Source organism: Phenylobacterium sp. (assembly GCF_965284355.1).
In the GTDB taxonomy this organism is placed as follows: domain Bacteria; phylum Pseudomonadota; class Alphaproteobacteria; order Caulobacterales; family Caulobacteraceae; genus Phenylobacterium.
Genome location: NZ_OZ260078.1, coordinates 2439731 through 2462520 on the forward strand (window position 1 = coordinate 2439731; position 22790 = coordinate 2462520).

Genomic DNA, 22790 nt, shown 5'->3' on the forward strand with positions numbered 1-22790 from the left:
AGCCATGACAAAAATCGCCCCCACCCCGGAAGAGCCGCCCAAGAAGGCCGCCGAGCGGATCCTGTCGACCGCCAGCGACCTATTCTACCGCGAGGGCGCCCGCGCTGTCGGCGTCGACGAGATCGTCGCGCGCGCCGGGGCCACCAAGCCCAGCCTGTATCGCGCCTTCGAATCCAAGGACCAGCTGATCGCGGCGTATCTGCAGGGTCAGGCCGAGGGGTTCTGGGGCTACTTCCACGCCTCGGTCGACCGGCACCCCGACGACCCGCGGGCGGGCCTGATGGCCTTCTTCGAGGACCTGGGCGCCCGCGCGGCCAAACCCGGCTATCGCGGCTGCGGCCTGACGAACGCGGCGGTCGAGTATCCCGACCGCAAGCATCCGGGTCGCAAGGTCGCCGTCGATCACAAGGCCGAACTGCGCGACCGCCTGCGCGGCATGACCAAGGCTATGGGCGCCCGGAAGCCCAAGAAGCTGGCCGACAGCCTGCTGCTGCTGATCGAGGGCGTCTACGTCACCAGCCAGCTGTTCGGCGACGACGGCCCGGCCGGCGCAGCCAAGGGGGCGGCAGAGGCGTTGATCGAGGCCCACACCCGCGAGGGCGCCAAGGAAGCTCCGTGACCACCACTCCGCCCAGCGCGATCCCCCTCGCCACCATCGGCTACGAGAGCGCCCCCCAGGCTCGGGTGATAGACGCCCTGAAGGCCGCCGGCGTCGAGGTGCTGATCGATGTGCGTGCGGTGGCGGCCTCGCGCCGCGCCGGATTCTCCAAGAGCCTGCTCTCCGCCAGCCTGGAGGACGCCGGCATCCGGTACGTTCACCTGCGCGAACTCGGCACGCCCAAGGAAGGCCGCATGGCCGCGCGGCGCGGGAAGACCGCCGAGATGCGCGAGATCTTCGAGGCCCACATGGCCGAGCCCGCGGCCCAGCTGCAGCTGGCCCAGGCCATCGAGATCGCGCGGGAAAAGAAAACCGCCCTGCTCTGCTACGAGGCCGACCACCGGGGGTGCCACCGCTCGATCGTGGTCGAGCACATGTCGCTGGCCGCAAACTTCGCCGTCGAAAACCTGGAGCCGTCGACGCTGTAGCGCGTCTGGCCCGCGCGCGTCGTCAGACCTCGAGCTCGGCGCCGGCCAGATCGCAGCCCGCGACGCGCGCGCCGTCCATCTGGGCTTCGAGGAAACGAGCCTTGGGCGCGTGGGCGCCCCGCAGGTCGGCCCCGCGCAACGAGGCGCGGGTGAAGTCGGTCCGCACGTAGCGGCCCTCGGCGATGTTCAGCGGGCCCATCTTCGCGCCCCGCAGGTCGGCCCGAGTCAGTTGGGCGTCGGTGAACCGCGCGCCGCGCAGGTCGGCCTCGCGCAGGTTGGCGCCCCGGAAGTCGCAGCCCGACAGGTCGGCGCCCTGCAGCTGCACGCCTTCCAGGTCCATGCCGAAGAAGATCGAGACGGGCGCCGAGAGCCCCGACAGCCGACGGCGCTTCAAGGTCCTGACCGGCCGGAAGTCGACCTCGGACAGCTTCATCACCTGGCCGCGCCGGCCGCCGGAATCGCAATAGGCCTCATGCTCGGCCAGCACTTCGGTCAGCGACCTGTCGTCGATGTAGAAGATCGGCGGCGGCGCCCGCAGCACGCCGGTCAGATCGCAATCGTCCAGCCGCGCCTGATTGAGGTTCACCCCGTTGAGCACCGCCCGCTTCATCGAGGCGCCGGAGAGGTCGGCCCCGGCCAGGTCGGCGCCCGACAGGTCGGCCCCGTCCAGCACCGCCCGCATCAGCTTGGCGCCCGTCAGCACCGCGCCCGACAGGTTGGCGTCGGTGAAGTCCGAGGTCATGGCCACGGCGCCGCTCATCTGGGCGCCCTGCAGGTTGGCCCCCGACAGCACCGCATAGTTCAGCTCGCCCGGCCGGTGCTCGTGGCGCAGGATCCGGAAGCCGTCCAGCTTGTCCTGCAACGCGATGCGGCCCTCGCGCAGGTCGCAGCCGGCCAGTTCGGCGCCCGCCAGGTTCGCCCCGCGCATGCACACCCCGCGCAGGTCGGCGCGCTTCAGGTTCACGTGCCGCATGTCGGCTTCGCGCAGGTCGGCCCCGAACAGGATCGCACGGCTCAGATTAGCCCGCGCCAGGGTGGCGCCCGCCAGCTTCGCCCCCGTCAGGTCGGCGTCGCGCAGGTCGATGCCCTCGAGGCTGCAGTTGGCGAGATCGGCGTAGTGCAGCGACAGGCGCCGCCCGCCTGACCGTCCGGCCAGATAGCGCTGGTGGGCGTCCAGCGCCTCACGCAGCGCGTGGACGTCGAGAGCCAGATGGTGCTGTTGCGGGGCGGACGACATGGGAACCTGTCGTTCACCATCGCCCAACGCGTTTAAGGATGGGTTGCGGGAGAGTCTTAAGGGGCCACGAAATCCCCGCCAAAGTTGTTCGAAAACAACCTAGAGCGTGGAACCAACTGACCCGGATGAGCAGGCTCGATCGCTTTGATTCAGAGCGCGTTTCGGAGCGAAACCGGCGTCCGCTCTCGCCCAACGCGCTCTAGAGCCAGCCACGCTTCTTGAACCACAGCACGGGCAGGATCCCGGCCACCACCATGGCCACCAACGCCATCGGATAGCCGAAGGCCCAGTGCAGCTCGGGCATGACGTCGAAGTTCATCCCGTAGATCGAGGCCACCAGGGTGGGCGGCATGAACACCACCGCCACCACCGAGAAGAACTTGATGATGCCGTTCTGCTCGATGTTGATCAGACCCAGCGCCGCATCCAGGAGGAAGGCCACGTGGGCCGACTGGTGGCTGGAGTGTTCGGTCAGCGATTGTGTGTCGCGCTGCAGGGTCTTGAGATGGGCGCGGCAGACGGGTTGGTCGGCGATCTCGGGCGCCAGGACCGCGAAGCTCAGCAGGCGCCCCACGCTGACCAGGCTGGTGCGGGCCAGAGCCGTGACCGACTGGGCCTGGGCCAGGCTGGTCATCAGGGGCCGGAAGTTGCCGGCGCGCGGACGGTCGAAGATGGCCGTGGACGCATCCTCGACGCTGCGGCCGGTGTCGTCCAGCACCTGGGCCAGCCGCTCGACCACGGCGTCCAGCAGGCCAAGCAGCGCCTCGCAGCCGCTGGTCTTCTCCTCTTCCAGCGCCCGGCCCGAGAAGACCGTGAACGCGCGCAGGTCCTCATAGCGCAGGGTCACCAGCAGGCCCTTGAACAGCACGAAGGTGACGGGCGTCCCGAAGGGCTTGTTCTCGTGGCTGCGGGCGAGCAGCGTCGCGGTCATGAAGGTGGCGCCGCCGTCCTGGTAGAGGCGGCTGGACGGCTCCAGCGCGGCCATCTCCTCGCGGGTGGGCAGGTCGATGCCCAGGGCCGCCTCGACGGCCAGCTCTTCCTCGCGCGTGGGCCGGAGGAGATCGATCCAGACCACCTCGGGGTCCGGCCGCCAGCCGGGGCCCGGGGTCTCGACCTGGAAGGCGCTCTGTCCGCGCCGAAGGACATTGTGCATGCCGCCGCCTCCGCGCCCTTCTGTGAAGGCGCGTCGGCGGGGCCGTCAATTGCCGAAGCTTAGTTCGAGCCGTTGTCCGGGCGCGTCGCGGCCGCGATCAGAGCGGCGATGCGATCGGTCGAGTCGGCGGCCTGCGAGAGGACGCTCATCGGACCCTGGCTGTTCGGGCGCACGGCGCTGGCCATCTGCTGGGCGGCCTGCTGGGCCACAGCGATGGCGCCGTTCTGGAAGCGCGTCACGCCGCTCGCGGCCAGCATCCGCGACGTGGCGTCGGGATAGATGAAGCCGTGCACCGAATAGGTCGAACCGCCCAGGTCGCGGTTGGGATCGTACCAGACCTTCACCTGGCTCCAGTCGCCGTTGGCCGACACGTCGATGACGGTGACGTCCTTTTCCACCTTGCCCCGCGAGCCTTCGATGGGGCTCCAGTTGGCGTGGGTGATCTGTACGACGCGGTCGGTCAGCACCTGGCTGACCACGGCCACGTGGCCCAGACGCATGCGCGAGGTCGGCTTGAAGCACAGCACCGCCCCGGCGCGCGGCACCACGCCCGTCTCGTACTTGCCGACGGCCTGGCTCCACCAGGTGCGCGCATCGCCGAAGATCTGGATGCCCGAAATGAGGCGCGCGAAGGGCACGCACTGCCAGTACGTCTCGGCGATCGCGCCGGCCGGAGCGACGGCGAAGAAGGCCGCAGCGGCCAGGGAACCCAACAGGGTCCGCGTCCGTTTGCGCATACTCGGTGACTCCCCGAACTCTCGGCGTGAAGGGGTAACGATATCTGCGCTGAGTGAAAAGAGGGTTTACGCGGCGCGGCGAGACGTCGCGCCCGGTTTATCCACAGCTCGGCTTAGGCATGTGGGGTCGCGCACGCACCACAATACAAGTATCCGACTGTTTTCGACCGCGATATGACATCCGTCGAAGAAAACTATTGGCGAACACGCGTTTGCATTCCCCAATTCAGCTAAACGACAGCTCGCATTGGACTTCTGATTAACCACTTGTAACCTTCGGATACCGCGTCCTCACGCAACGTTAACAAGGCGAAACAAGAGCTGGCCGGTCGGCAGAAAGTTCCTGGCCAGACTCGCCCAAGAGGAGAATTTTCCTCGTCACGAACCTGTGAGCAGGCAGGTCGCCTAAAAAATCGGCGCCGGCCTGATCCTGCGCGCGGGGCTGGATTTTTGAACGTGAGCCGTTACATGTATGCCGCACTCCTGGGGAGAGATAGATGGACATCGCTGCGCTGCTGAGCGACCCGGCCGCATGGGCCGCGCTGATCACCCTCATTGTGATGGAGGTGGTGCTCGGCATCGACAATCTGATCTTCATCTCGATCCTCTCGAACAAGCTGCCCGAGCATCAGCGCGCCAAGGCGCGGCGGATCGGCATCGCGCTGGCGCTGATCATGCGCCTGGCGCTGCTGTCGACGCTGGCCTTCATCGTGGGCCTGGTGAAGCCGGTCTTCACCCTGCCCTTCCCGGCGCCCCCCGGCATGGACTTCTCGTTCTCCTGGCGCGACCTGATCCTGATCGCCGGCGGCCTCTTCCTGGTGTGGAAGGCCACCACCGAGATTCACGAGAAGGTCGAGCCCAGCGACGGCCACGGCGTCATGGACGCCGGCGGAAAGGTCGTGGCCAACATGGGCGCGGCGATCTTCCAGATCATTCTGATCGACATCGTGTTCTCGATCGACTCGATCCTGACCGCCGTCGGCATGACCGACCACCTGCCCATCATGATCGCCGCCGTGGTGATCACCGTGGCCATCATGCTGGTGGCCGCCGACCCCCTGGCCAACTTCATCAACGAGAACCCGACCATCGTCATGCTGGCTCTGGGCTTCCTGCTGATGATCGGCGCCGTCCTGATCGCGGACGGCTTCGGGGTGCACGTGCCCAAGGGCTACATCTACGCCGCGATGGCCTTCTCGGCGGGGGTCGAGGCGCTGAACATGCTGGCGCGCCGGCGCGCCAATAGGCCCGCGCTCGACGACAAGACGCTGCACTGACCCTTCCTTCCCCGAAAGGAAGGGAAGACTAGAGCGTGACCGCTTCAGCATGGAGCGTATCCGGAGTTGACGAGGTAGTTGGCACACTCGGCGGCTGAGAAGTGGTCGAGGAGGAGGCCGATGCGTCGCCAGGTGGCTTCGACGGTGCGCTCGGCGGCTTTGCGCAGGAGGGTCTTCAGCTTGGCGAAGACCTGTTCGATGGGGTTCAGGTCGGGGCTGTAGGGCGGCAGGAAAATCAGGTGCGCGCCGGCGCGCCGGATGGCCTGGCGGACGGCCTTGCCCTTGTGGCTGCCGAGGTTGTCCATGATCACCACATCGCCGGGGGCGAGCGTCGGGACGAGGACCTGTTCGACGTAGGCCCGGAACCACTCGCCGTTGATCGGCCCATCCAGGACGAAGGGCGCGTCGATCCGATCGCATCGCAGTGCGGCCAGGAAGGTCAGGGTCTTCCAGTGGCCGTGAGGAACCTTGCCGACCAGCCGCTGGCCACGCGCGCAGCGGCCGTGGGTGCGGGTCATGTTGGTCTTCGCCCAAGTCTCGTCGATGAAGACCAGGCGGCGCGGATCAAGCCGGCCCTGATGGCGTCGCCAGCGGTCCCGCTTCCTGGCCACGTCCGGTCGGTCCTGCTCGATGGCGTGCAGGCTTTTTTTTGAAGGTCACGCCCTGGCGCAGGTAGAAACGCCACACCGCGTCGTAGCTCACAACCACGCCGCGGTCGGCGAGCTCGGCCTGGATCGCCCGGAGCGTCAGGTCCGGCTGCTCCGCGATCCGCGCCAGCAGCCAGTCCCGCTCGCCCGCCAGCACCAGCGGCCGATGACCGCCCATCCGCCGCGCTGCGGCGCTGCCTTCGCTCCGCAGACGCTGCGACCAGCGCACCGCCGTCGCCACCCCGACCCCGAACCGCTCCGCCGCCTCACGGCACGTCCCGCCCGCCACCACGAAGCGCGCCACTCGATCCCGCAGATCAAGCGAGTAGGGTCGACCCATGCGAGCTGGCCTCCCATCCAGCCCACATCTTGAATCATGATCCGCCCAAACCCGGAATCCCGATTCAGCTAAGCGCGGTCACGCTCTAGAGAAAGCTGTAGGGGTCGATGTCGATCGCCACGCGGATCTGGCCCGGGGGCCGCACCCGGGCCCGCCAGGCCGCCATGTAGGCCGACAGGTCCACGGTGCGGTCGGCGCGGACCAGGAAGCGCTTGCGGCGGCGACCGCGGATCAGTCCCAACGGCGCGTCAGCCGGGCCGTAGACCTCCACCCCCGGCGTGTTCGGCGCCTGGCTGGCCATCCCCTGCACGAACGCCTCCAGCTGCGCCGCATCCGGGCCCGACGCGATCACCGCCGCCAGCCGGCCGAATGGCGGCAGGCCCGACAGTTCGCGCTCGGCCATCTCGGCCTCGACGAAGGCGTCACGGTCCTGGGCCTTCAGCGCCTGCATCACGGCATGCTCAGGCGCGTAGGTCTGCAACAGCGCCTTGCCCGGCCGGTCCCTGCGCCCCGCCCGCCCGGTGGCCTGGGCCAGCAGCTGATAAGTCCGCTCGGCCGCCCGCAGGTCGCCGCCGCGCAGGCCGAGGTCCGCATCCACCACCCCCACCAGGGTCAGCTTCGGGAAGTTGTGGCCCTTGGCGGCCGCCTGGGTGGCCACCAGGATGTCGAACTCGCCCGCCGCCATCGCCTCGACCAGCCGCCGCGCTTCGCGGGCGTCGAACACCGTGTCGGACGAGAAGACGGCGATCCGCGCCTCCGGGAACAGCGCGCGCGCCTCCTCCTCGACCCGCTCCACGCCCGGCCCGATCGAGACCAGGCTGTCCTTGGCCCCGCAGTGGGGGCAGGCCGAGGGCTTTGGCATCGAGAAGCCGGTCAGGTGGCAGACCAGTCGCCCGGTGTAGCGATGCTCCACCAGCCAGCTGTCGGTGTCGGGCGCGGTCATCCGTTCGCCGCAGGCCTTGCACAGCACCAGCGGCGCATAGCCCCGGCGGTTCAGGAACAAGAGCGTCTGCTCGCCCCGCGCCCAGGTCTCGGCCATTTCCCGCACCAGGGGCGGCGAGAGCCACCGGCCCGCCTCGGGTGGGGTCGCGCGCAGGTCGATCAGCTCGATGTCGGGCAGCCGCGCCGTTCCGTGGCGCGTGGACAGCCGCAGCCAGCGATAGCGCCCGGTCTCGGCGTTGCGCAGGCTCTCCAGCGACGGCGTGGCCGAGGCCAGCACCACCGCGGCGTCCTCGATCCGCCCGCGCACCACCGCCAGGTCGCGCGCGTGGTAGATGAAGCCCTCTTCCTGCTTGAACGACCCGTCGTGCTCTTCATCGACGACGATCAGCCTCAGCCGGCGGAAGGGCAGAAACAGCGCCGAGCGCGCGCCCACCACGATCCGGCAGTTCCCCGACGCCACAGCCTCCCACACGCGCCGCCGCGCGGGCGGGGCCACATCCGAGTGCCACTCGCCCGGCTGGGCGCCGAAGCGGGCGGCCACCCGCGCGATCACCGCCTGGGTCAGCGCGATCTCGGGCAGCAGGATCAGCACCTGGGCGTCCGGATCGGCCGCCAGCGCCGCGGCCGCCGCCTCCAGATACACCTCGGTCTTGCCCGAGCCGGTCACCCCGTCCAGCAGGGTGACGTTGAAGCCGCCGACCACGGCCTTCAACGCATCGGCGGCCGCCGCCTGGCTGGCGTTCAGCTCCGCCCCGGCGCGTGTGAGGTCGGGCGCATCGAACCGCGCCTCGGCCACGATCTCGCGGACCGCCAGCGCGCCCTCGTCCAGCAGCCCCTTCACCACGCCGGACGAGACCCCCGCCGCCCGCGCCAGATCGGCGGCCGACATCGGCGCGGCGGCGGCTTCGAGCACCTTGGTTCGCGCCGCCGTGGGCCGGGCGGGCGTCGCGCCCGTGGCCACCACCACCCGCGTGGGTCGCGGCTTCGGCGCCCGCGCGCCGCGCAGCGCGATCGCCAGCGGCTGGCCCGGCGCATCGACCGCATAGCGCGCCGCCCACTGGATGAACTCCACGGTGCCCGGCGGCAGCGCCGGATCGGCCAGACGTTCGGCCACCGGCTTCAGCGGGCGGTTCCCGCCCAGCGCGTCCCGGACCTCCACCACCACGCCCCGGATGAGGCGCGGGCCCAGCGGCACGGCCACCTGGTCGCCCGCCGCCAGACCCATGCCTTCGGGCTCGGCGTAGTCGAACGCCTCGGGCAGCGGCATGGGGATCAGGACGGAGGCGATGCGGCTCATGTTTCTTGTCACGGGCTTCGCAGCTACAAGCAGGCCCGACAAGTGCCTGAAGATGGCAAGCCTCCAAGGTCAGACAATGCAGCTCTTCCTCGACACCACCGACACCGCCGTCCTCAAGGACCTCGCCGCCACCGGCCTGGTCGACGGCGTCACCACCAACCCGACCCTGATCGCCAAGTCCGGCCGCAACATGCTGGAGGTGATCGCCGAGATCTGCGAGATCGTGGAAGGCCCGGTCTCGGCCGAGGTCGCCGCCATGGACACCGCCGGCATGCTGGCCGAGGGCCAGAAGCTGGCCGCGGTCGCCACCAACGTGGTCGTGAAGGTGCCGCTCACCCGCGCCGGTCTCATCGCCACCCGCGAGTTCTCGGCCCAGGGCATCCAGACCAACGTCACCCTGTGCTTCTCGGCCGCCCAGGCCCTGCTCGCCGCCAAGGCGGGCGCCAGCTACATCAGCCCCTTCATCGGCCGCCTGGACGACCAGGGCGCCGTCGGCATGGACCTGATCACCGAGATCCGCGCGATCTACGACAACTACGACTTCGACACCGAGATCCTGGCCGCCTCGATCCGCACGCCCAAGCACGTGACCGAGGCCGCGCTCGCCGGCGCCGACTGCGCCACCATCCCGCCGGCGGTCTTCGAGGCGCTTTTCAAGCATCCGTTAACCGAAGCGGGTCTCCAACAGTTCATGGCCGACTGGTCGAAGACGGGTCAGTCGATTCTGTAGGGGCTTGAGTGACATGGACGGGTCGCAGGGTGAGTTTGCTTTCGAGAGCCCGCCGACCCGTCAGCCGGAGCCGGTCCGCCTTCCGGACGCGCCGGAAGCCCTGACCGTCGCGCGCTCGGACGCGGCGCCGGCGTCCGCCGTCTCGGAGGGCGCGCTGGACCCGTCCGCGGTCCGCCGCTTCCTGGCCGACAACCCCGACTTCCTGAAGGCCGACGCCGGCCTGCTCAGCGAGCTCGGCCTCTCGGTCGCCGCCGGCAATGTCGTCGAGTTCGCGCCCATGGCGCGCGTGCACGCCGCCCACCAGCGCGAGGCCGAACAGCGCCAGATCCTGGAAGAGACCGCCCGCGCCAACTTCGCCGCCCAGGCCCAGACCCACGGCGCCGTGGTCGATCTCCTGGACGCGCGCAACCACTCCGATCTTGCCCGACGCGTCGACGACCTGGCCCGCCTGCGCTTTGGCCTGGCCGCCGGGGTGATCGCGCTGGAGTGCGAGAACCTGCCGCCCGCGGGATGGCGTCCGCTGGTGGAGGGTCAGGTCGACCTGCTGCTGGACGGCCCGCGCCGCATGGTCCGCATGGGCCTCCTGCCCACCGCCTTCGGCCTCTTCGACGAGGCGGCCGGACCGATCGCCTCGGTCGCCATGGTGCGCATGGCGCTGTGGGAGCCTTCGCGCCAGGGCCTGCTGGCCTTCGGCTCGGCCGACCCCGACGGCTTCACGCCCGAGATGGGCTCGGAACTCATCGCGTTCCTGGCCCGGGTGGTCGAGCGCACGGCCGAGCGATGGCCGCTGCTCTGAGCGCCGAGCAGGCCCGCCAGGCCTGGCTCCAGCATCTGGCGCACGAGCGCCGCGCCTCGCCGCGCACGCTGGAGGCCTATGGCTTCGCCGCCAGCCGCTACATCGCCTTCCTGGAGCGGCACCGGGACGAGGACCTCAGCGTCCAGGGCCTGACCACCGTCACCCCGGCCGAGGTGCGCGCCTGGCTGGCCCATCTGCGAACGGGCGATCACCCGCTGTCGCCGCGGTCGCTCAGCCAGTCCCTGTCGGCCATCCGCACCTTCCACCGTTTCCTCGACCGCCGGCTCGACGCGCCCAACGCCGCGATCTCGCTGGTGCGCGGGCCGCGCGTGACGCCCGGCGCGCCGCGTCCGGTCACCGAGGACCAGGCCCAGGGCCTGCTGGCCGAACCGGCCCTGGATCCCGACCGCGAGGACTGGGAGGCCGCCCGCGACCAGGCGGTGCTGTCGTTGCTGTACGGCTGCGGCCTGCGCATCTCCGAGGCGCTGTCGCTCAGGCGCTCCGACGCCCCGCTGCCCGACATGCTGCGCATCACCGGCAAGGGCTCGAAGACGCGCATGGTTCCGGTGCTGCCCGCGGTGCGTGAGGCGGTCGACGCCTATCTGGCCCTGTTGCCGCAGGTGATCGACGGCGATGCGCCCCTGTTCCGGGCCAAGCGTGGCGGCGCGCTGTCGCCCCGCCACGTCCAGGCGACCGTGCAGGTGCTGCGCGGCCGACTGGGCCTGCCCGCGAGCGCCACGCCGCACGCGCTGCGCCACTCGTTCGCCACCCACCTGCTGGGCGCAGGCGCCGATCTGCGGTCGATCCAGGAACTGCTGGGCCATGCCTCGCTGTCGACCACCCAGCGGTACGCCGAGGTCGACGCCGCGGCCTTGCTGGGCGCCTACAGCCGGGCGCACCCGCACGCTTGAGCTCCCGCGACGCAGGGCGGACGGACAGAGACTACTCGTCGGCGACCTTGAGCGGGCCGAAGCCGCCCGGAGGCGTCGGCGCATGCATCAGATGGCAGGGCCGCGCGCGGCGCTCGTACCAGCCACGGCGGATCGGCACGCGCGTGCCCGTCAGGATGGTCTTCTGCGTCTTCTGGCGCTCACCGCGGTCGGCCACGAAGTAGGGCGCGGGGCGGCAGCGGATCTGGGCGCGTTCGGTCGCGTCGATCGGCTCGCCCGAGGGGCCCGAGACGACCACGGTGGCCGCAAAGATCAAGGCGGAGAAGCTCATCAGCGACCGACGCCGTAGCGCACGACCATCGGGTTCGAGCAGGGCCCGATCGTCCGCATCACCGCCTTCTCATGATTGGCCCTGGGAAGATCGCCCAGCGAACTCAGCCTGGCCTTGCCGTCGTCGCGGTAGAGCAGGGCCGGATCGGCGATCTCATAGCGGCCCTCGGACTTGCACGCGCCCGTCGCGGACTCGGCCGGCGACGCGACGAACACCCGCGGGGCGGGGTTCGAGGCCACGGCCGCGGCGACGATGATGGCGAGCATTGCGGACTCCCTATCGCAAGGCCTGAGCAAACTGCCACCATGCCGTGCGTCGGCCAAATTAAGGTTCGGTCACGCAGTGACCGTCAATGCATATCACCGGCGTTCGACGCGTCACGAAGCCCGCGGAGCGCGAGTCAGCCCCGGACATAGCGCAGCCACTTCACCCCGTCGTCCTCGCCCGCCTCGATGCAGATGAAGCCTTCGCGGTCGTAGAACGCCTGGGCGCCCAGGTTGGCGGCCTGGCACTTGAGGGCCAGCACCCCGCCCGTCTGGGCCAGAACATGGTCAAGCAGGGCCTTTCCCACGCCACGTCCGCGGGTCTCGACGTACAGCGAATGCAGGAACACCTGCGGCCTGTAGAGCGCCGCGAGGCCCACGATCCGCCCGCGCTCGACGGCGACATAGATCTCTTCGTCGCGCGCGGCGGCGAGGAAAGTCTCGGGACGGTGCCGCTCCCGCGGGACCCAGGTGAACGTCTCACGCAGGACGCGGACGTAGAGGGCGGCGCAGGCCGCCAGCTCATCCGCCCGCGCGCGGCGCAGCGTGAGGCTAGACTCGACGGACATCGCGCAGCAGCCTCGACCTCCTCCCCCAGTGGGGGAGGGGGACCATGCGCAGCATGGTGGAGGGGGCTTCGCCTGGAGCGCCGAGCGTGGTTGACCCCCCCTCCACCCCCCTTCGGGCGGTCCCCCTCCCCCTACGGGTGAGGAGACCCAGACCGATCAGGCCTGCATCGTCCACCCTTCGACTCCCATCGCGGCCTGGCGCAGCGCCTCCGAGCGGGTCGGGTGCGGATGGCAGGTGCGCGCCACGTCCTCGGACGCCGCCCGGAAGGCCATGGCCACGCAGTATTCGCCGATCATCTCGGAGACCTGCGGCCCGACCATGTGCGCCCCCAGGATCTCGTCGGTGGCGGCGTCGGCCAGCACCTTCACGAAGCCCTCGGTCTCATGGTTGATCTTGGCGCGGCTGTTGGCGGTGAAGGGGAACTTCCCGGCCTTGTAGGCGCGGCCCTCGGCCTTCAGTTGCTCTTCGGTCTTGCCCACCCAGGCGACCTCGGGGGTCGTGTAGACCACGCTCGGGACCAGGTTGTAGTCGATGTGGGCGTACTTGCCGGCGATCATCTCGATGCAGGCGACCGCGTCCTCCTCGGCCTTGTGCGCCAGCATGGGGCCATAGGTGACGTCGCCGATGGCCCAGACGCCCGCCGCCGACGTCTGCAGGTGGTCGGTCTCGATGAAGCCGCGCTTGTCGGGGGTGACGCCCACGGTCTCCAGCCCGAGGCCCTCGGTGTAGGGGCGCCGTCCGATCGCCAGCAGGACGTAGTCGGCCTCGAGCTCCTGCGCCGCGCCGCCGGCGACGGGCTCCCAGGTCAGCGTGACGCCCTTCTTCGACGCCTTCGCGCCGGTCACCTTGGCGCCTAGCTGGAAGGTCATGCCCTGCTTGGTCAGCGCGCGCTGGAAGGTCTTGGCCAGCTCGGCGTCCATCCCGGGCGTGATGCGGTCCAGGAACTCCACCACCGTCACCTTGGCGCCCAGGCGGCGCCAGACCGAACCCAGTTCCAGGCCGATGATGCCGGCGCCGATCACCACCAGGTGCTTCGGCACTTCGGGCAGCGACAGGGCGCCCGTCGAGTCCAGGATGCGCTGCTGGTCGACCACGACGCCCGGCAGGCTGGACGGCTCCGAGCCCGTGGCGATGACGATGTTCTTGGCTTCCAGCGTCGTGACCGTCCCGTCCTCGGCCGTCACCTCGACCTTGCCCGCGCCGGCGATGCGGCCCGCGCCCTTCACCCAGTCCACCTTGTTCTTCTTGAAGAGGAACTCGATCCCCTTGGTCAGGGCGGTCACGGACTCGCCCTTCTGCTTCATCATCTGCGGCAGGTTCAGCTTGGGCTGGACCTCGATCCCCAGGTGGGCGAACTCGCCGCTGGCGGCCGCGAACATCTCGGAGGCGTGCAGCAACGCCTTCGACGGCATACAGCCGACGTTCAGGCAGGTGCCGCCCAGGGTGACGCGCTTCTCGACGCAGGCGGCCTTGAGCCCCAGCTGGCCCGCGCGGATCGCCGCGTTGTAGCCGCCGGGACCGCCCCCGATGATGACGACGTCGTAGGTGATGGTGTCAGCCATGGTGCTGCCTAAGCCTCAGATGGGCGCGCAACCTAGTGCGCGCCCCGCAAAAGTGGAGTCCGGTTTGAGGGATGCGCACAAGACAAATGTGCCTTGCGCCCGTTCGCCGGGCTCAAGGCATCGAAAGCGCCAGGATCGCCGATGCGCCTCAGCAGTTCAGAATGACCTTGTGGCGGGGATCGCCCAGGGCCTGAGCGGCGGCGGGGGCCGACGGATGGGGCACGGCCGCGCCCTTCTTCAGCATACGCGTCAGGCGCTCCAGCACCGCGGCGCCGCTGTAGGGCTTGGCCAGCACGTCGCGCACCCCGAGCTTGACGCCGATGCGGACATCCTCGGCGGCGATGTCGCGGCCCACCAGCAGGACCGGCGGCATCTGGCGGCCCGGCAACGCCGACATCTCGCGCAGCAACGCCAGTCCATCCAGCATCGGCATGTTGCGTTCCAGGATCACCGCGTCGGGGCGGCTGGACTTCAGCACCTCCAGCGCCGCCAGGCTGGTGCGGGCCGCCAGCGGGTGGAAGCCTGCCACGTCCAGCCTGATCTGAACCATTTCCAGGGTGGTGCGATCATGGTCGACGACCATGATCTTGCTGCCGCGTCCGTCGAATTGCATGTGCGGCGCGCTCCTAGAACAGGTCCACGGCGCCGTCGTCAGGCACATCGCCCGCGTCGTCGTCTCCGCCGCCCAGTCCGGCGGTCAACCGCTCGGCCAGCGCGCCCAGTGTGATCTCGGCCAGCGCGGCGTCCACCGGCACGCCCATCCCTTGCGGGGCCGCGGCGCTGACGCCACGGGCGAAGGCGGACAGGCCCGTCAGATGTTGGGAGAGCAGGTCCACAGCGTGAAGGCCCTGCACCATCCGGGCGCGGTCGGCCTCAGGCAGGCCCTGCATCACGTCGCCGATGAGGCGGTCCAGGAAGATGCACCGGGCCGCCGACAGCTCGATCTCGGCCGCCAGCACGTCCAGCGTCACGGCGACGTCTGGCGCCCAGGCCCCGGCTCCCACGATCGGCGCGTTCATCAATCCCCCAGATTTCTGCCGAGGACCATTTCATTCGCACGCTGAATTTTGTGTGAATTCTGGGAAACGACGTTCGGCAAGCTCAACTACAAGCTCTCGCCTTGGCGCGTCTCGTCGCCAACGCCCGTTGCCCGGCGTCAGTCCGGCAGTTGGCGGCGACGCCTGAGCAGCGGCGCCGCCAGCCAGGCCAGGATGCCGGTGGCCGCCGCGAGGACGACGACGCCGGTCGTCACCAGCTCATTCTGTGGCCGGGGCGCCGGGAGGTCTGCCGTCGCTTCGTTGTGGATGGCGGCGAGATACGCCCGCGCATCCGAAGCGTCGGCCTCGGCGGCGTAGATCCCGAAGCCGCCCAGCGCGATCTGCAGATAGGGCTCGGTCTGGCCGTAGTGCTCGTTCTGGACGTGGATGCTCATGCCCGACGCGCGCAAGGCCGCGGCCGCAGCCTGGGCTTCGGTCAGGTCGAGGAACCGCTTGATCTCGACAAGGTCCATGCGCCCAAGGTGGCGCGATGGCGCTTAGACGTCCAGCAACAGGCGTTGCGGGTCTTCGATCGCGTCCTTCACGTGGACCAGGAACGTCACCGCCCCCTTCCCGTCGACGATCCGGTGATCGTAGCTCAGCGCCAGGTACATCATCGGGCGCACCACGATCTGGCCGTTCACGACCATCGGCCGCTCCTGGATCTTGTGCATGCCCAGGATGCCCGACTGCGGCGGGTTCAGGATCGGCGTCGACATCAGCGAGCCATAGATGCCGCCGTTCGAGATCGTGAACGTGCCGCCCTGCAGGTCGTCCATCGACAGCTGGCCGTCGCGGGCCTTCTTGCCGAGCGCGCCGATCTCCTTCTCGATCTCGGCCAGGCCCATCATGTCGGCGTCGCGGACGACCGGCGTGACCAGGCCCTTGTCGGTGCCGACGGCGACCGAGATGTCGTAGTGGTTCTTGTAGATGATGTCCGCGCCGTCGATCTCGGCGTTGACGTCCGGCACCTGCTTCAGCGCGTGGGTCACCGCCTTCACGAAGAAGGACATGAAGCCCAGCTTCACGCCGTGCTTCTTCTCGAACACGTCCTTGTACTGGTTGCGCAGCGCCATGACGCCCGACATGTCCACCTCGTTGAAGGTGGTCAGCATCGCGGCGTTGTTCTGGGCTTCCTTCAGCCGGCGCGCGATCGTCTGGCGCAGGCGGGTCATTTTCACGCGCTCTTCGCGCTCGTGGATGGCGCGCGGGGCAGCGGGCGCGGCCGGCGCGGCGGGGGCCTTCGAGCGGGCCTCCAGGGCGGCGAGCGCGTCGCCCTTGGTCACGCGGCCATCCTTGCCGGTGCCCGAGATCGCGGCCGCGTCCAGCTTGTTCTCGGCGACCACGCGCTGGGCCGACGGGGCCAGCACCGGTTCAGCGGCCGGCTTCGGCGCGGGCGCGGGCGCCGGCTTGGCTTCCGCCTTGGGGGCCTCGGCCTTCGGCGCGGCGGCGGGCGCTGCCGCGGCGGCGGCGCCTTCGGTGATCTTGCCCAGCACCCCGCCCGGCTCGACCGTGGCGCCCTCTTCGGCGCTGATCTCGGCCAGCACGCCGTCGGCGGGGGCGGCGACTTCCAGGCTCACCTTGTCGGTTTCGAGCTCGACCAGGATCTCGTCCTTGCGGACCGCGTCGCCGGCCTTCTTGGCCCAGCGCGCGACAGTCGCTTCGGTGACGGATTCACCCAGAGCCGGGGTCATGATGTCGGCCATCGGGGGGTAGCGCTCCTTGGATCACACAGACAGAGTTCGAAAAGACGGGCAGAGTTCGAAAAGACGGGCGGGGTTTACGCTAGGCGAAGGCCTCTGTCAGGAACGTCTCGAGTTCCTTCAGGTGGCGGTTCATCAGGCCGGCGGCGGTGGAAGCCGAGGCCGGGCGGCCGACGTAGCGGGCGCGCTTGGCCTTGACGGCCAGGCGCTCCAGCGTCAGCTCCAGCCAGGGATCGACGAACTGCCAGCCGCCCATGTTCTTGGGCTCCTCCTGACACCACACCAGCTCGGCGTTCTTGAAGCGCTTCAGCTCGTTGCTGAGCGACTTCAGCGGCCACGGATAGAACTGCTCCAGGCGCAGGATGTAGACGTCGTCGCGGCCGGTCTTGGCGCGCTGCTCCACCAGGTCGAAGTAGACCTTGCCCGAGCAGAGGATGACCCGCTTGATCTCGGCGTCTGGGCGCAGCGTCACGCCGCCGACCTCGCAGTCGGCCTCGGCCCCGTCGATCATCACCCGGTGGAAGCCGGTGCCCGTCACCAGGTCCGACAGGTTCGACACCGCCCGCTTGTGGCGCAGCAGCGACTTGGGCGTCATCACGACCAGCGGCTTGCGGAACTCCCGCAGCAGCTGGCGGCGCAGGACGTGGAAGTAGTTGGCCGGGGTCGTGCAGTTGACGACCTGCATGTTGTCTTCGGCGCATAGCTGCAGGAAGCGCTCCAGGCGCGCCGAGCTGTGCTCGGGCCCCTGGCCCTCGTAGCCGTGCGGCAGCAGCATCACCAGGCCGCTCATGCGCAGCCACTTTCGCTCGCCCGAGCTGATGAACTGGTCGATCACCACCTGGGCGCCGTTCACGAAGTCGCCGAACTGGCCTTCCCACATGGTCAGCGTGTCGGGGTCGGTCAGCGAGAAGCCGTACTCGAAGCCCAGCACCGCCTCTTCCGACAGCGCCGAGTCCAGCACCTCGAAGTGCGCCTGGTTCGGACCCAGATTGCGGAGGGGGAAGTAAACCTCCTCGGTCTTCTGGTCGATGATGCCCGAGTGACGCTGGCTGAACGTGCCGCGCACGCTGTCCTGGCCCGACAGGCGGACGGGATAGCCCTGGTCCAGCAGCGTGGCGAACGCCAGCGATTCCGCGGTCGCCCAGTCGATGTTCTGGCCGCTCTCGATGGCCTCGCGGCGGGCTGCGATGACGCGCTCGACCGTCTTATGGACCGCGACCGTGCTCGGGATCGAGGTCAGCTTGCGGCCCAGGTCCAGCAGCTTCTGCTTGGGCGCGCCGGTGGCGAAACGCTCGTCGCCCGAGGCCAGCTTCACGCTCGACCACTTGCCGTCCAGCCAGTCGGCCTTATTGGCGGCGTAGTTGCGGCCAGCCTCGAACTCCTGGTCGAGGAACTGGTCGAATTCCTGGATCCAGCCGTCGACGTCGGCCTGGGCGCACACGCCTTCGCCGATCAGGCGGGCCGCGTAGAGATCGCGCACCGACGGGTGGTTCTTGATCTTCGCGTACATCAGCGGCTGGGTCATCGTGGGGTCGTCCCCCTCGTTGTGACCGAAGCGCCGGTAGCAGAACATGTCGACGACCACGTCCTTGCCGAACAGCTGGCGGTACTCGGTCGCCACCTTGGCCGCGAAGGTCACGGCTTCGGGGTCGTCGCCGTTGACGTGGAAGATGGGGGTCTCGACCGCCAGGGCCACGTCCGTCGGATAGGGCGAGCTGCGGCTGTTCTTGGGGCTGGTGGTGAAGCCGATCTGGTTGTTGACCACGAAGTGCATGGTCCCGCCCACGCCATAGCCGCGCAGGCCCGACAGCGCGAAGCACTCCGAGACCACGCCCTGGCCGGCGAACGCCGCATCGCCGTGCAGCAGCAGCGGCAGCACGTGGCCGCGACCCGCATCCGGCTGCTCGCGCAGGGTGAAGGCCTGCTTGGCGCGCACCTTCCCGATCACGACGGGGTTCACGATCTCCAGGTGGCTGGGATTGGCGGTCAGCGACAGGTGGACGCTGTTGCCGTCGAAGTCCCGGTCCGAGCTGGCGCCCAGGTGGTACTTCACGTCGCCCGACCCCTGGACGTCGCTGGGCAGCGACGAGCCGCCTTGGAATTCGTGGAAGATGATGTGGTAGGGCTTGCCCATCACCGCGGCCAGCACGTTCAGGCGGCCCCGGTGCGGCATGCCGATGACGATGTCCTTCACCCCCATCGCGCCGCCGCGCTTGATCATCTGCTCCAGCGCCGGGACCATCGCCTCGCCGCCGTCCAGGCCGAAGCGCTTGGTGCCGGGGAAGCGGCGATGGAGGAACGCCTCGAAGCCCTGCGTCTCGATCAGCTTCTTCAGGATGGCGACCTTGCCCTCCTTGGTGAAGGTGATCTCCTTGTCGCGGCCCTCGATCCGCTCCTGCAGCCAGGCCTTTTCCTTGGGATTCGACACGTGCATGTACTGCACGCCGACGTTGCCGCAGTAGGTGCGGCGCAGGATCGCCAGGATCTCGCGGATCGTCGCGGTCTCCAGGCCCAGCACATAGTCGAGGAAGATCGGACGGTCGAAGTCGGCCTCGGAGAAGCCATAGCTGGCGGGCTCGAGCTCGGACGCGTCGCCCGGCGTGGTGGCGATGCCCAGAGGGTCCAGGTTGGCCTTCAGGTGGCCTCGCATCCGGTAGGCCCGGATCATCATGATGGCGCGCAGCGAATCCAGCGTGGCGGCGCGGACCTCGTCCTGGCTGACGCCGGGCTTGCGGGCCTCGACGCCCTTGGCCAGCTTGGCCTCGACCGCGGGCCACATCCCGTCGATCGCGCTCATCCAGTCGGGACGGGCGGCGGGGGCGGCCGGCTTCACCCACTGCGGCTTGGTCGCGGCGCCGCTCTCGCCCAGCGAGGCGAAGAAGGCCTGCCACGAGGGCTCGACCGACGCGGGGTTCGCCTCCCATTTCGCGTAGAGGTCCTCCACGAAGGCCGCGTTGCCGCCGTAGAGGAAAGAGGTCTCGGCCAGAACTTCGTTGATCAGGCCTGCGTCGTCCGCCATTTCGTCCGCCTTATGGGGGCCGAGCGCGTCAGGCGAAGTGTAAGCGGTTCGCCGCCCGGACGCGCTCGTCCATCAGAATTTTCAGCGGAAGGCTCCTACGGGAGCCTTCCCGCGGCCCACGGACTTCGGAAGAAGGAGCCGAGCGCGGACCGCCCAATACCTAAGTTTTGCCCCCCAAGGCATGCGAGGGATCTCGCATGCCCATACCCCGTATTGATTAACCGTTTACCACGCCGGCAAGCCCCGACCGTCGTGAAAACAGCTAGTTACCCTTCAGCACCTCGACCAGCGTGGTGCCCAGCGCCGCCGGCGACGGCGACACGCGGATGCCCGCCGACTCCATCGCCGCGATCTTGTCTTCCGCGCCGCCCTTGCCGCCCGAGATGATCGCGCCGGCGTGACCCATGCGGCGGCCCGGAGGCGCCGTGCGGCCGGCGATGAAGCCCACCATCGGCTTCTTGATCGGGTTCGCCTTGATGAACTCGGCGGCGTCTTCCTCGGCCGAACCGCCGATCTCGCCGATCATGATGATCGACTCGGTCTCGGGGTCCTTCAGGAACATGTCGAGCATGTCGATGAACTCGGTGCCCTTCACGGGGTCGCCGCCGATGCCGACGGCCGAGCTCTGGCCGAGGCCTGCCTGGGAGGTCTGGAACACGGCCTCGTAGGTAAGGGTGCCCGAACGGGAAACAACACCCACCGAGCCCTTCTTGAAGATGTTCCCGGGCATGATGCCGATTTTGCACTCATTCGGCGTCAGGACGCCCGGGCAGTTGGGCCCGATCAGCCGGGATTTTGAGCCGCTCAGCGAGCGTTTCACCTTGACCATGTCGGCCACCGGGATGCCCTCGGTGATGCAGACGATCAGCGGCACCTCGGCGTCAATGGCTTCCAGGATCGAGTCCGCGGCGAACGGCGGCGGCACGTAGATCACCGACGCGTCGGCCCCGGTCTGCTTCACGGCCTCGGCCACCGTGTCGAAGACGGGCAGGCCGATGTGGGTGGTCCCGCCCTTACCGGGCGTGACGCCGCCGACCATCTTCGTCCCGTACGCGACAGCCTGTTCCGAGTGAAAGGTGCCCTGGGCGCCGGTGATGCCCTGGCAGATGACGCGGGTGTTCTTGTTGATCAGGATCGACATGTCTTACGCAGCGCCTCGCACGGCCTTGACGATCTTCTCGGCGCCATCCGAGAGGTCGTTGGCGGCGATGACGTTCAGGCCGCTCTCGTTGATGATCTTCTTGCCCAGCTCGGCGTTCGTGCCCTCGAGGCGCACGACCAGCGGCACGTTCAAGCCCACCTGCTTCACCGCCGCGATCACGCCGTTCGCCAGGATGTCGCAGCGGGCGATGCCGCCGAAGATGTTGACCAGGATCCCCTTCACGTTCGGGTCGGCGATGATGATCTTGAAGGCCGCCGTCACCTTGGCCTCGTCGGCGCCGCCGCCCACGTCCAGGAAGTTGGCCGGCTCGGCGCCGTACAGCTTGATGATGTCCATGGTGGCCATCGCCAGGCCGGCGCCGTTGACCATGCAGCCGATCTCGCCGTCGAGGGCGATGTAGCTGAGGTCGTACTTCGAGGCCTCGATCTCCTTCGGGTCCTCTTCGGTCTCGTCACGCAGCGCCTGGACGTCCTTGTGGCGGAACAGGGCGTTCGAATCGAAGCTGATCTTGGCGTCCAGGACCCGCAGGTGCTCGTCTTCGGTGACGATCAGCGGGTTGATCTCCAGCATGCTCATGTCCTTGGCCACGAAGGCCTCGTACAGCTGGCCGAGCAGGGTGGCGGCTTCCTTGGCCAGGCCGCCCTTCAGGCCCAGCGCATTGGCCAGCGTGCGGCCATGGTGGCCCCACACGCCAGTGGCCGGATCGATCGAGAAGGTGACGATCTTGTCCGGGGTCGAGTGCGCGACCTCCTCGATGTCCATACCGCCTTCGGTGGAGGCCACGACCGAGACACGGCTCGTTTCGCGGTCGACCAGCAGCGACAGGTAGAATTCCTTGGCGATGGCGGCGCCTTCCTCGATGTAGAGGCGGTTCACCTGCTTGCCCTTCGGACCGGTCTGGTGCGTCACCAGCACCCGGCCCAGCATCTCCTCGGCGTTGACCTTCACGTCGGCCACCGTCTTGACGACACGAACCCCGCCCTTGGCGTCGGGGCCCAGGCCCTCGAAGCGGCCCTTGCCGCGCCCGCCGGCGTGGATCTGCGACTTCACGACGAACACCGGTCCGCCCAGTTTCTCTGCAGCCTGAACGGCCTCTTCGACCGTGAACGCGGCGTGTCCGCGCGGGACCGCGACGCCGAACTCCGCGAGGACGGCTTTGGCTTGGTGTTCGTGGATGTTCATGAGGCCTTGGGGGCGGCTGTGAGGGAGGCTCGCTCCTGCGGCGAGTGTGCGGGCTTATAGGCGCCGGCCCCTGTGATGACAACCGCGTGAGGACCAGAAACACCCCCTTGCGCGCACGAAGTTCACGCGACGGAACGTCCGTGCTCACCGGGAAAGAGCAGTCCCGAAAGGCCGCCCGCGGCAGCCCGCCGCGGATAGGGCCGCGGCGGGCGCAGGCTTGGGCTCAGCCCAGGAACATCATCCACAGGGTCCGGCCGGGGATCAGGGCGATGAACAGGTTCACCGCGAAGCCGCCGTAGAACAGGCCCATCATGGTCTTGCGGTGCCGCTGCACGGCGTGGCGCTTGGCCCAGATCACAGCCAGCGGCAGGGTCAGCAGCACCCAGCCGGTGAACAGGTGCAGGATCGACCAGGCGCCGTGGTTCAGGCTGGTGATGAACAGCGTCGCGCCCGCGGTCGTCGCCACCAGCACCACCCACACCCAGCCGGCCACGCGGTGGAAGGTCCGGCCCTTGCGCACCACCATCAGCGCCGCGCCCAGGACCAGCGCCGCCAGGGCCGTCAGCAGGTGGATCTTGATGGCAGGCGAGAGCCCGTTGAAGAGGGCCATGTCGGGCGCATGCAGGCGGGCCGACAGAGCCATGCGCGCCACCGCCCCCCAGGCGCCGCTCAGCGAGGCGCCCACGATCAGGACGGCCGCGGCCATGGACAGCGCAAAGCTCGTCCGGAAGTTCACCGTCGTGCGGGCCGGCGTTTGCGAAACAGACGACATCCTTTATCTCCAGCTTCGTGAGGGTGGCGCGGTGGTCCGCGGCCTGTTGAGCCAGGA

The 22790-nt window shown here is 69.0% G+C and carries 23 protein-coding genes; 6 read left to right on the forward strand and 17 right to left on the reverse strand.

Annotated elements, in window-relative coordinates; translation table 11 throughout:
- The first annotated feature begins 4 nt into the window (after positions 1 to 4).
- Both ACQ66R_RS11830 and ACQ66R_RS11835 read left to right on the forward strand, forming a co-directional pair.
- Positions 5 to 619, forward strand: a complete 615-nt coding sequence (locus tag ACQ66R_RS11830) for a TetR/AcrR family transcriptional regulator (protein WP_430422180.1) — start codon at positions 5 to 7, stop codon at positions 617 to 619.
- Positions 616 to 1086 carry a DUF488 family protein gene (locus ACQ66R_RS11835; protein ID WP_430422182.1) on the forward strand — a complete coding sequence of 157 codons (471 nt, stop codon included), beginning with the start codon at positions 616 to 618 and terminating at the stop codon, positions 1084 to 1086. Before ACQ66R_RS11830 ends, ACQ66R_RS11835 begins: the two co-directional genes overlap by 4 nt.
- 22 nt (positions 1087 to 1108) lie before the next feature.
- Here ACQ66R_RS11835 and ACQ66R_RS11840 read toward each other — a convergent pair whose 3' ends face one another.
- From ACQ66R_RS11840 to ACQ66R_RS11850, 3 genes are all read right to left on the reverse strand, one after another.
- The gene (locus ACQ66R_RS11840) at positions 1109 to 2323 is read right to left on the reverse strand and encodes a pentapeptide repeat-containing protein (RefSeq protein WP_430422184.1); all 1215 of its coding nucleotides are present in this window, start codon (positions 2321 to 2323) and stop codon (positions 1109 to 1111) included.
- A gap of 199 nt (positions 2324 to 2522) precedes the next feature.
- Positions 2523 to 3476: a magnesium transporter CorA family protein gene (locus ACQ66R_RS11845; RefSeq protein ID WP_430422186.1), complete on the reverse strand. Its 954-nt coding sequence runs from the start codon at positions 3474 to 3476 to the stop codon at positions 2523 to 2525.
- 59 nt (positions 3477 to 3535) lie between these two features.
- Positions 3536 to 4213 carry a CHAP domain-containing protein gene (locus ACQ66R_RS11850; RefSeq protein ID WP_430422188.1) on the reverse strand — a complete coding sequence of 226 codons (678 nt, stop codon included), beginning with the start codon at positions 4211 to 4213 and terminating at the stop codon, positions 3536 to 3538.
- A gap of 497 nt (positions 4214 to 4710) precedes the next feature.
- On the opposite strand from ACQ66R_RS11850, the gene ACQ66R_RS11855 reads away from it, so the two are divergent.
- On the forward strand, positions 4711 to 5490 hold the full coding sequence (locus tag ACQ66R_RS11855) for a TerC family protein (protein ID WP_430422190.1): 780 nt from the start codon (positions 4711 to 4713) through the stop codon (positions 5488 to 5490).
- A gap of 44 nt (positions 5491 to 5534) precedes the next feature.
- Here the strand turns inward: ACQ66R_RS11855 and ACQ66R_RS11860 are convergent.
- Together ACQ66R_RS11860 and ACQ66R_RS11865 are read right to left on the reverse strand one after the other, a co-directional pair.
- Positions 5535 to 6477, reverse strand: a protein-coding gene (locus tag ACQ66R_RS11860) for an IS630 family transposase (RefSeq protein WP_430419033.1) whose coding sequence is annotated in 2 segments (ribosomal slippage) — positions 5535 to 6140 and positions 6142 to 6477 — 942 coding nt in all. Because the reading frame shifts where the segments join, the coding sequence is not laid out codon by codon here.
- Positions 6478 to 6562: 85 nt separating this feature from the next.
- Complete coding sequence (locus ACQ66R_RS11865; RefSeq protein WP_430422192.1) at positions 6563 to 8716, reverse strand: primosomal protein N'; 2154 nt, start codon at positions 8714 to 8716, stop codon at positions 6563 to 6565.
- A gap of 76 nt (positions 8717 to 8792) precedes the next feature.
- On the opposite strand from ACQ66R_RS11865, the gene fsa reads away from it, so the two are divergent.
- Genes fsa through ACQ66R_RS11880 form a run of 3 tightly spaced genes read left to right on the forward strand, consistent with a single transcriptional unit; the run spans position 8793 to position 11153 of the window.
- A complete protein-coding gene (fsa, locus tag ACQ66R_RS11870; RefSeq protein WP_430422194.1) occupies positions 8793 to 9446 on the forward strand; it encodes a fructose-6-phosphate aldolase in 654 nt (217 codons plus the stop codon).
- A gap of 13 nt (positions 9447 to 9459) precedes the next feature.
- Positions 9460 to 10242: a DUF484 family protein gene (locus ACQ66R_RS11875; protein ID WP_430422196.1), complete on the forward strand. Its 783-nt coding sequence runs from the start codon at positions 9460 to 9462 to the stop codon at positions 10240 to 10242.
- Complete coding sequence (locus tag ACQ66R_RS11880) at positions 10227 to 11153, forward strand: tyrosine recombinase XerC (protein ID WP_430422198.1); 927 nt, start codon at positions 10227 to 10229, stop codon at positions 11151 to 11153. Before ACQ66R_RS11875 ends, ACQ66R_RS11880 begins: the two co-directional genes overlap by 16 nt.
- A gap of 31 nt (positions 11154 to 11184) precedes the next feature.
- Here the strand turns inward: ACQ66R_RS11880 and ACQ66R_RS11885 are convergent, their stop codons facing one another.
- The 12 genes from ACQ66R_RS11885 to ACQ66R_RS11940 all read right to left on the reverse strand — a co-directional run bounded on the left by ACQ66R_RS11885 (position 11185) and on the right by ACQ66R_RS11940 (position 22733).
- A complete protein-coding gene (locus ACQ66R_RS11885; RefSeq protein WP_430422200.1) occupies positions 11185 to 11463 on the reverse strand; it encodes a hypothetical protein in 279 nt (92 codons plus the stop codon).
- Positions 11463 to 11729 carry a hypothetical protein gene (locus tag ACQ66R_RS11890; protein WP_430422202.1) on the reverse strand — a complete coding sequence of 89 codons (267 nt, stop codon included), beginning with the start codon at positions 11727 to 11729 and terminating at the stop codon, positions 11463 to 11465. Before ACQ66R_RS11890 ends, ACQ66R_RS11885 begins: the two co-directional genes overlap by 1 nt.
- A gap of 134 nt (positions 11730 to 11863) precedes the next feature.
- Entirely contained in the window at positions 11864 to 12295 is a 432-nt protein-coding gene (locus ACQ66R_RS11895) for an N-acetyltransferase family protein (protein WP_430422204.1), read from the reverse strand.
- Between the two features lie 156 nt (positions 12296 to 12451).
- Complete coding sequence (lpdA, locus tag ACQ66R_RS11900) at positions 12452 to 13858, reverse strand: dihydrolipoyl dehydrogenase (RefSeq protein ID WP_430422206.1); 1407 nt, start codon at positions 13856 to 13858, stop codon at positions 12452 to 12454.
- Between the two features lie 148 nt (positions 13859 to 14006).
- A complete protein-coding gene (locus ACQ66R_RS11905) occupies positions 14007 to 14471 on the reverse strand; it encodes a response regulator (protein ID WP_430422208.1) in 465 nt (154 codons plus the stop codon).
- 13 nt (positions 14472 to 14484) lie between these two features.
- Positions 14485 to 14877, reverse strand: a complete 393-nt coding sequence (locus tag ACQ66R_RS11910) for a hypothetical protein (RefSeq protein WP_430422210.1) — start codon at positions 14875 to 14877, stop codon at positions 14485 to 14487.
- Positions 14878 to 15014: 137 nt separating this feature from the next.
- The gene (locus ACQ66R_RS11915) at positions 15015 to 15368 is read right to left on the reverse strand and encodes a hypothetical protein (protein WP_430422212.1); all 354 of its coding nucleotides are present in this window, start codon (positions 15366 to 15368) and stop codon (positions 15015 to 15017) included.
- Positions 15369 to 15392: 24 nt separating this feature from the next.
- Positions 15393 to 16601: a 2-oxoglutarate dehydrogenase complex dihydrolipoyllysine-residue succinyltransferase gene (gene odhB, locus ACQ66R_RS11920; RefSeq protein ID WP_430422214.1), complete on the reverse strand. Its 1209-nt coding sequence runs from the start codon at positions 16599 to 16601 to the stop codon at positions 15393 to 15395.
- Between the two features lie 79 nt (positions 16602 to 16680).
- On the reverse strand, positions 16681 to 19617 hold the full coding sequence (locus ACQ66R_RS11925; RefSeq protein ID WP_430422216.1) for a 2-oxoglutarate dehydrogenase E1 component: 2937 nt from the start codon (positions 19615 to 19617) through the stop codon (positions 16681 to 16683).
- A 262-nt stretch (positions 19618 to 19879) separates the two neighbouring features.
- Positions 19880 to 20758: a succinate--CoA ligase subunit alpha gene (sucD, locus tag ACQ66R_RS11930; protein WP_430422218.1), complete on the reverse strand. Its 879-nt coding sequence runs from the start codon at positions 20756 to 20758 to the stop codon at positions 19880 to 19882.
- Between the two features lie 3 nt (positions 20759 to 20761).
- Positions 20762 to 21961, reverse strand: coding sequence for an ADP-forming succinate--CoA ligase subunit beta (gene sucC, locus ACQ66R_RS11935; protein WP_430422220.1), 1200 nt, complete (start codon positions 21959 to 21961; stop codon positions 20762 to 20764).
- Positions 21962 to 22184: 223 nt separating this feature from the next.
- A complete protein-coding gene (locus tag ACQ66R_RS11940) occupies positions 22185 to 22733 on the reverse strand; it encodes a DUF2306 domain-containing protein (protein ID WP_430422222.1) in 549 nt (182 codons plus the stop codon).
- Positions 22734 to 22790 lie beyond the last annotated feature (57 nt).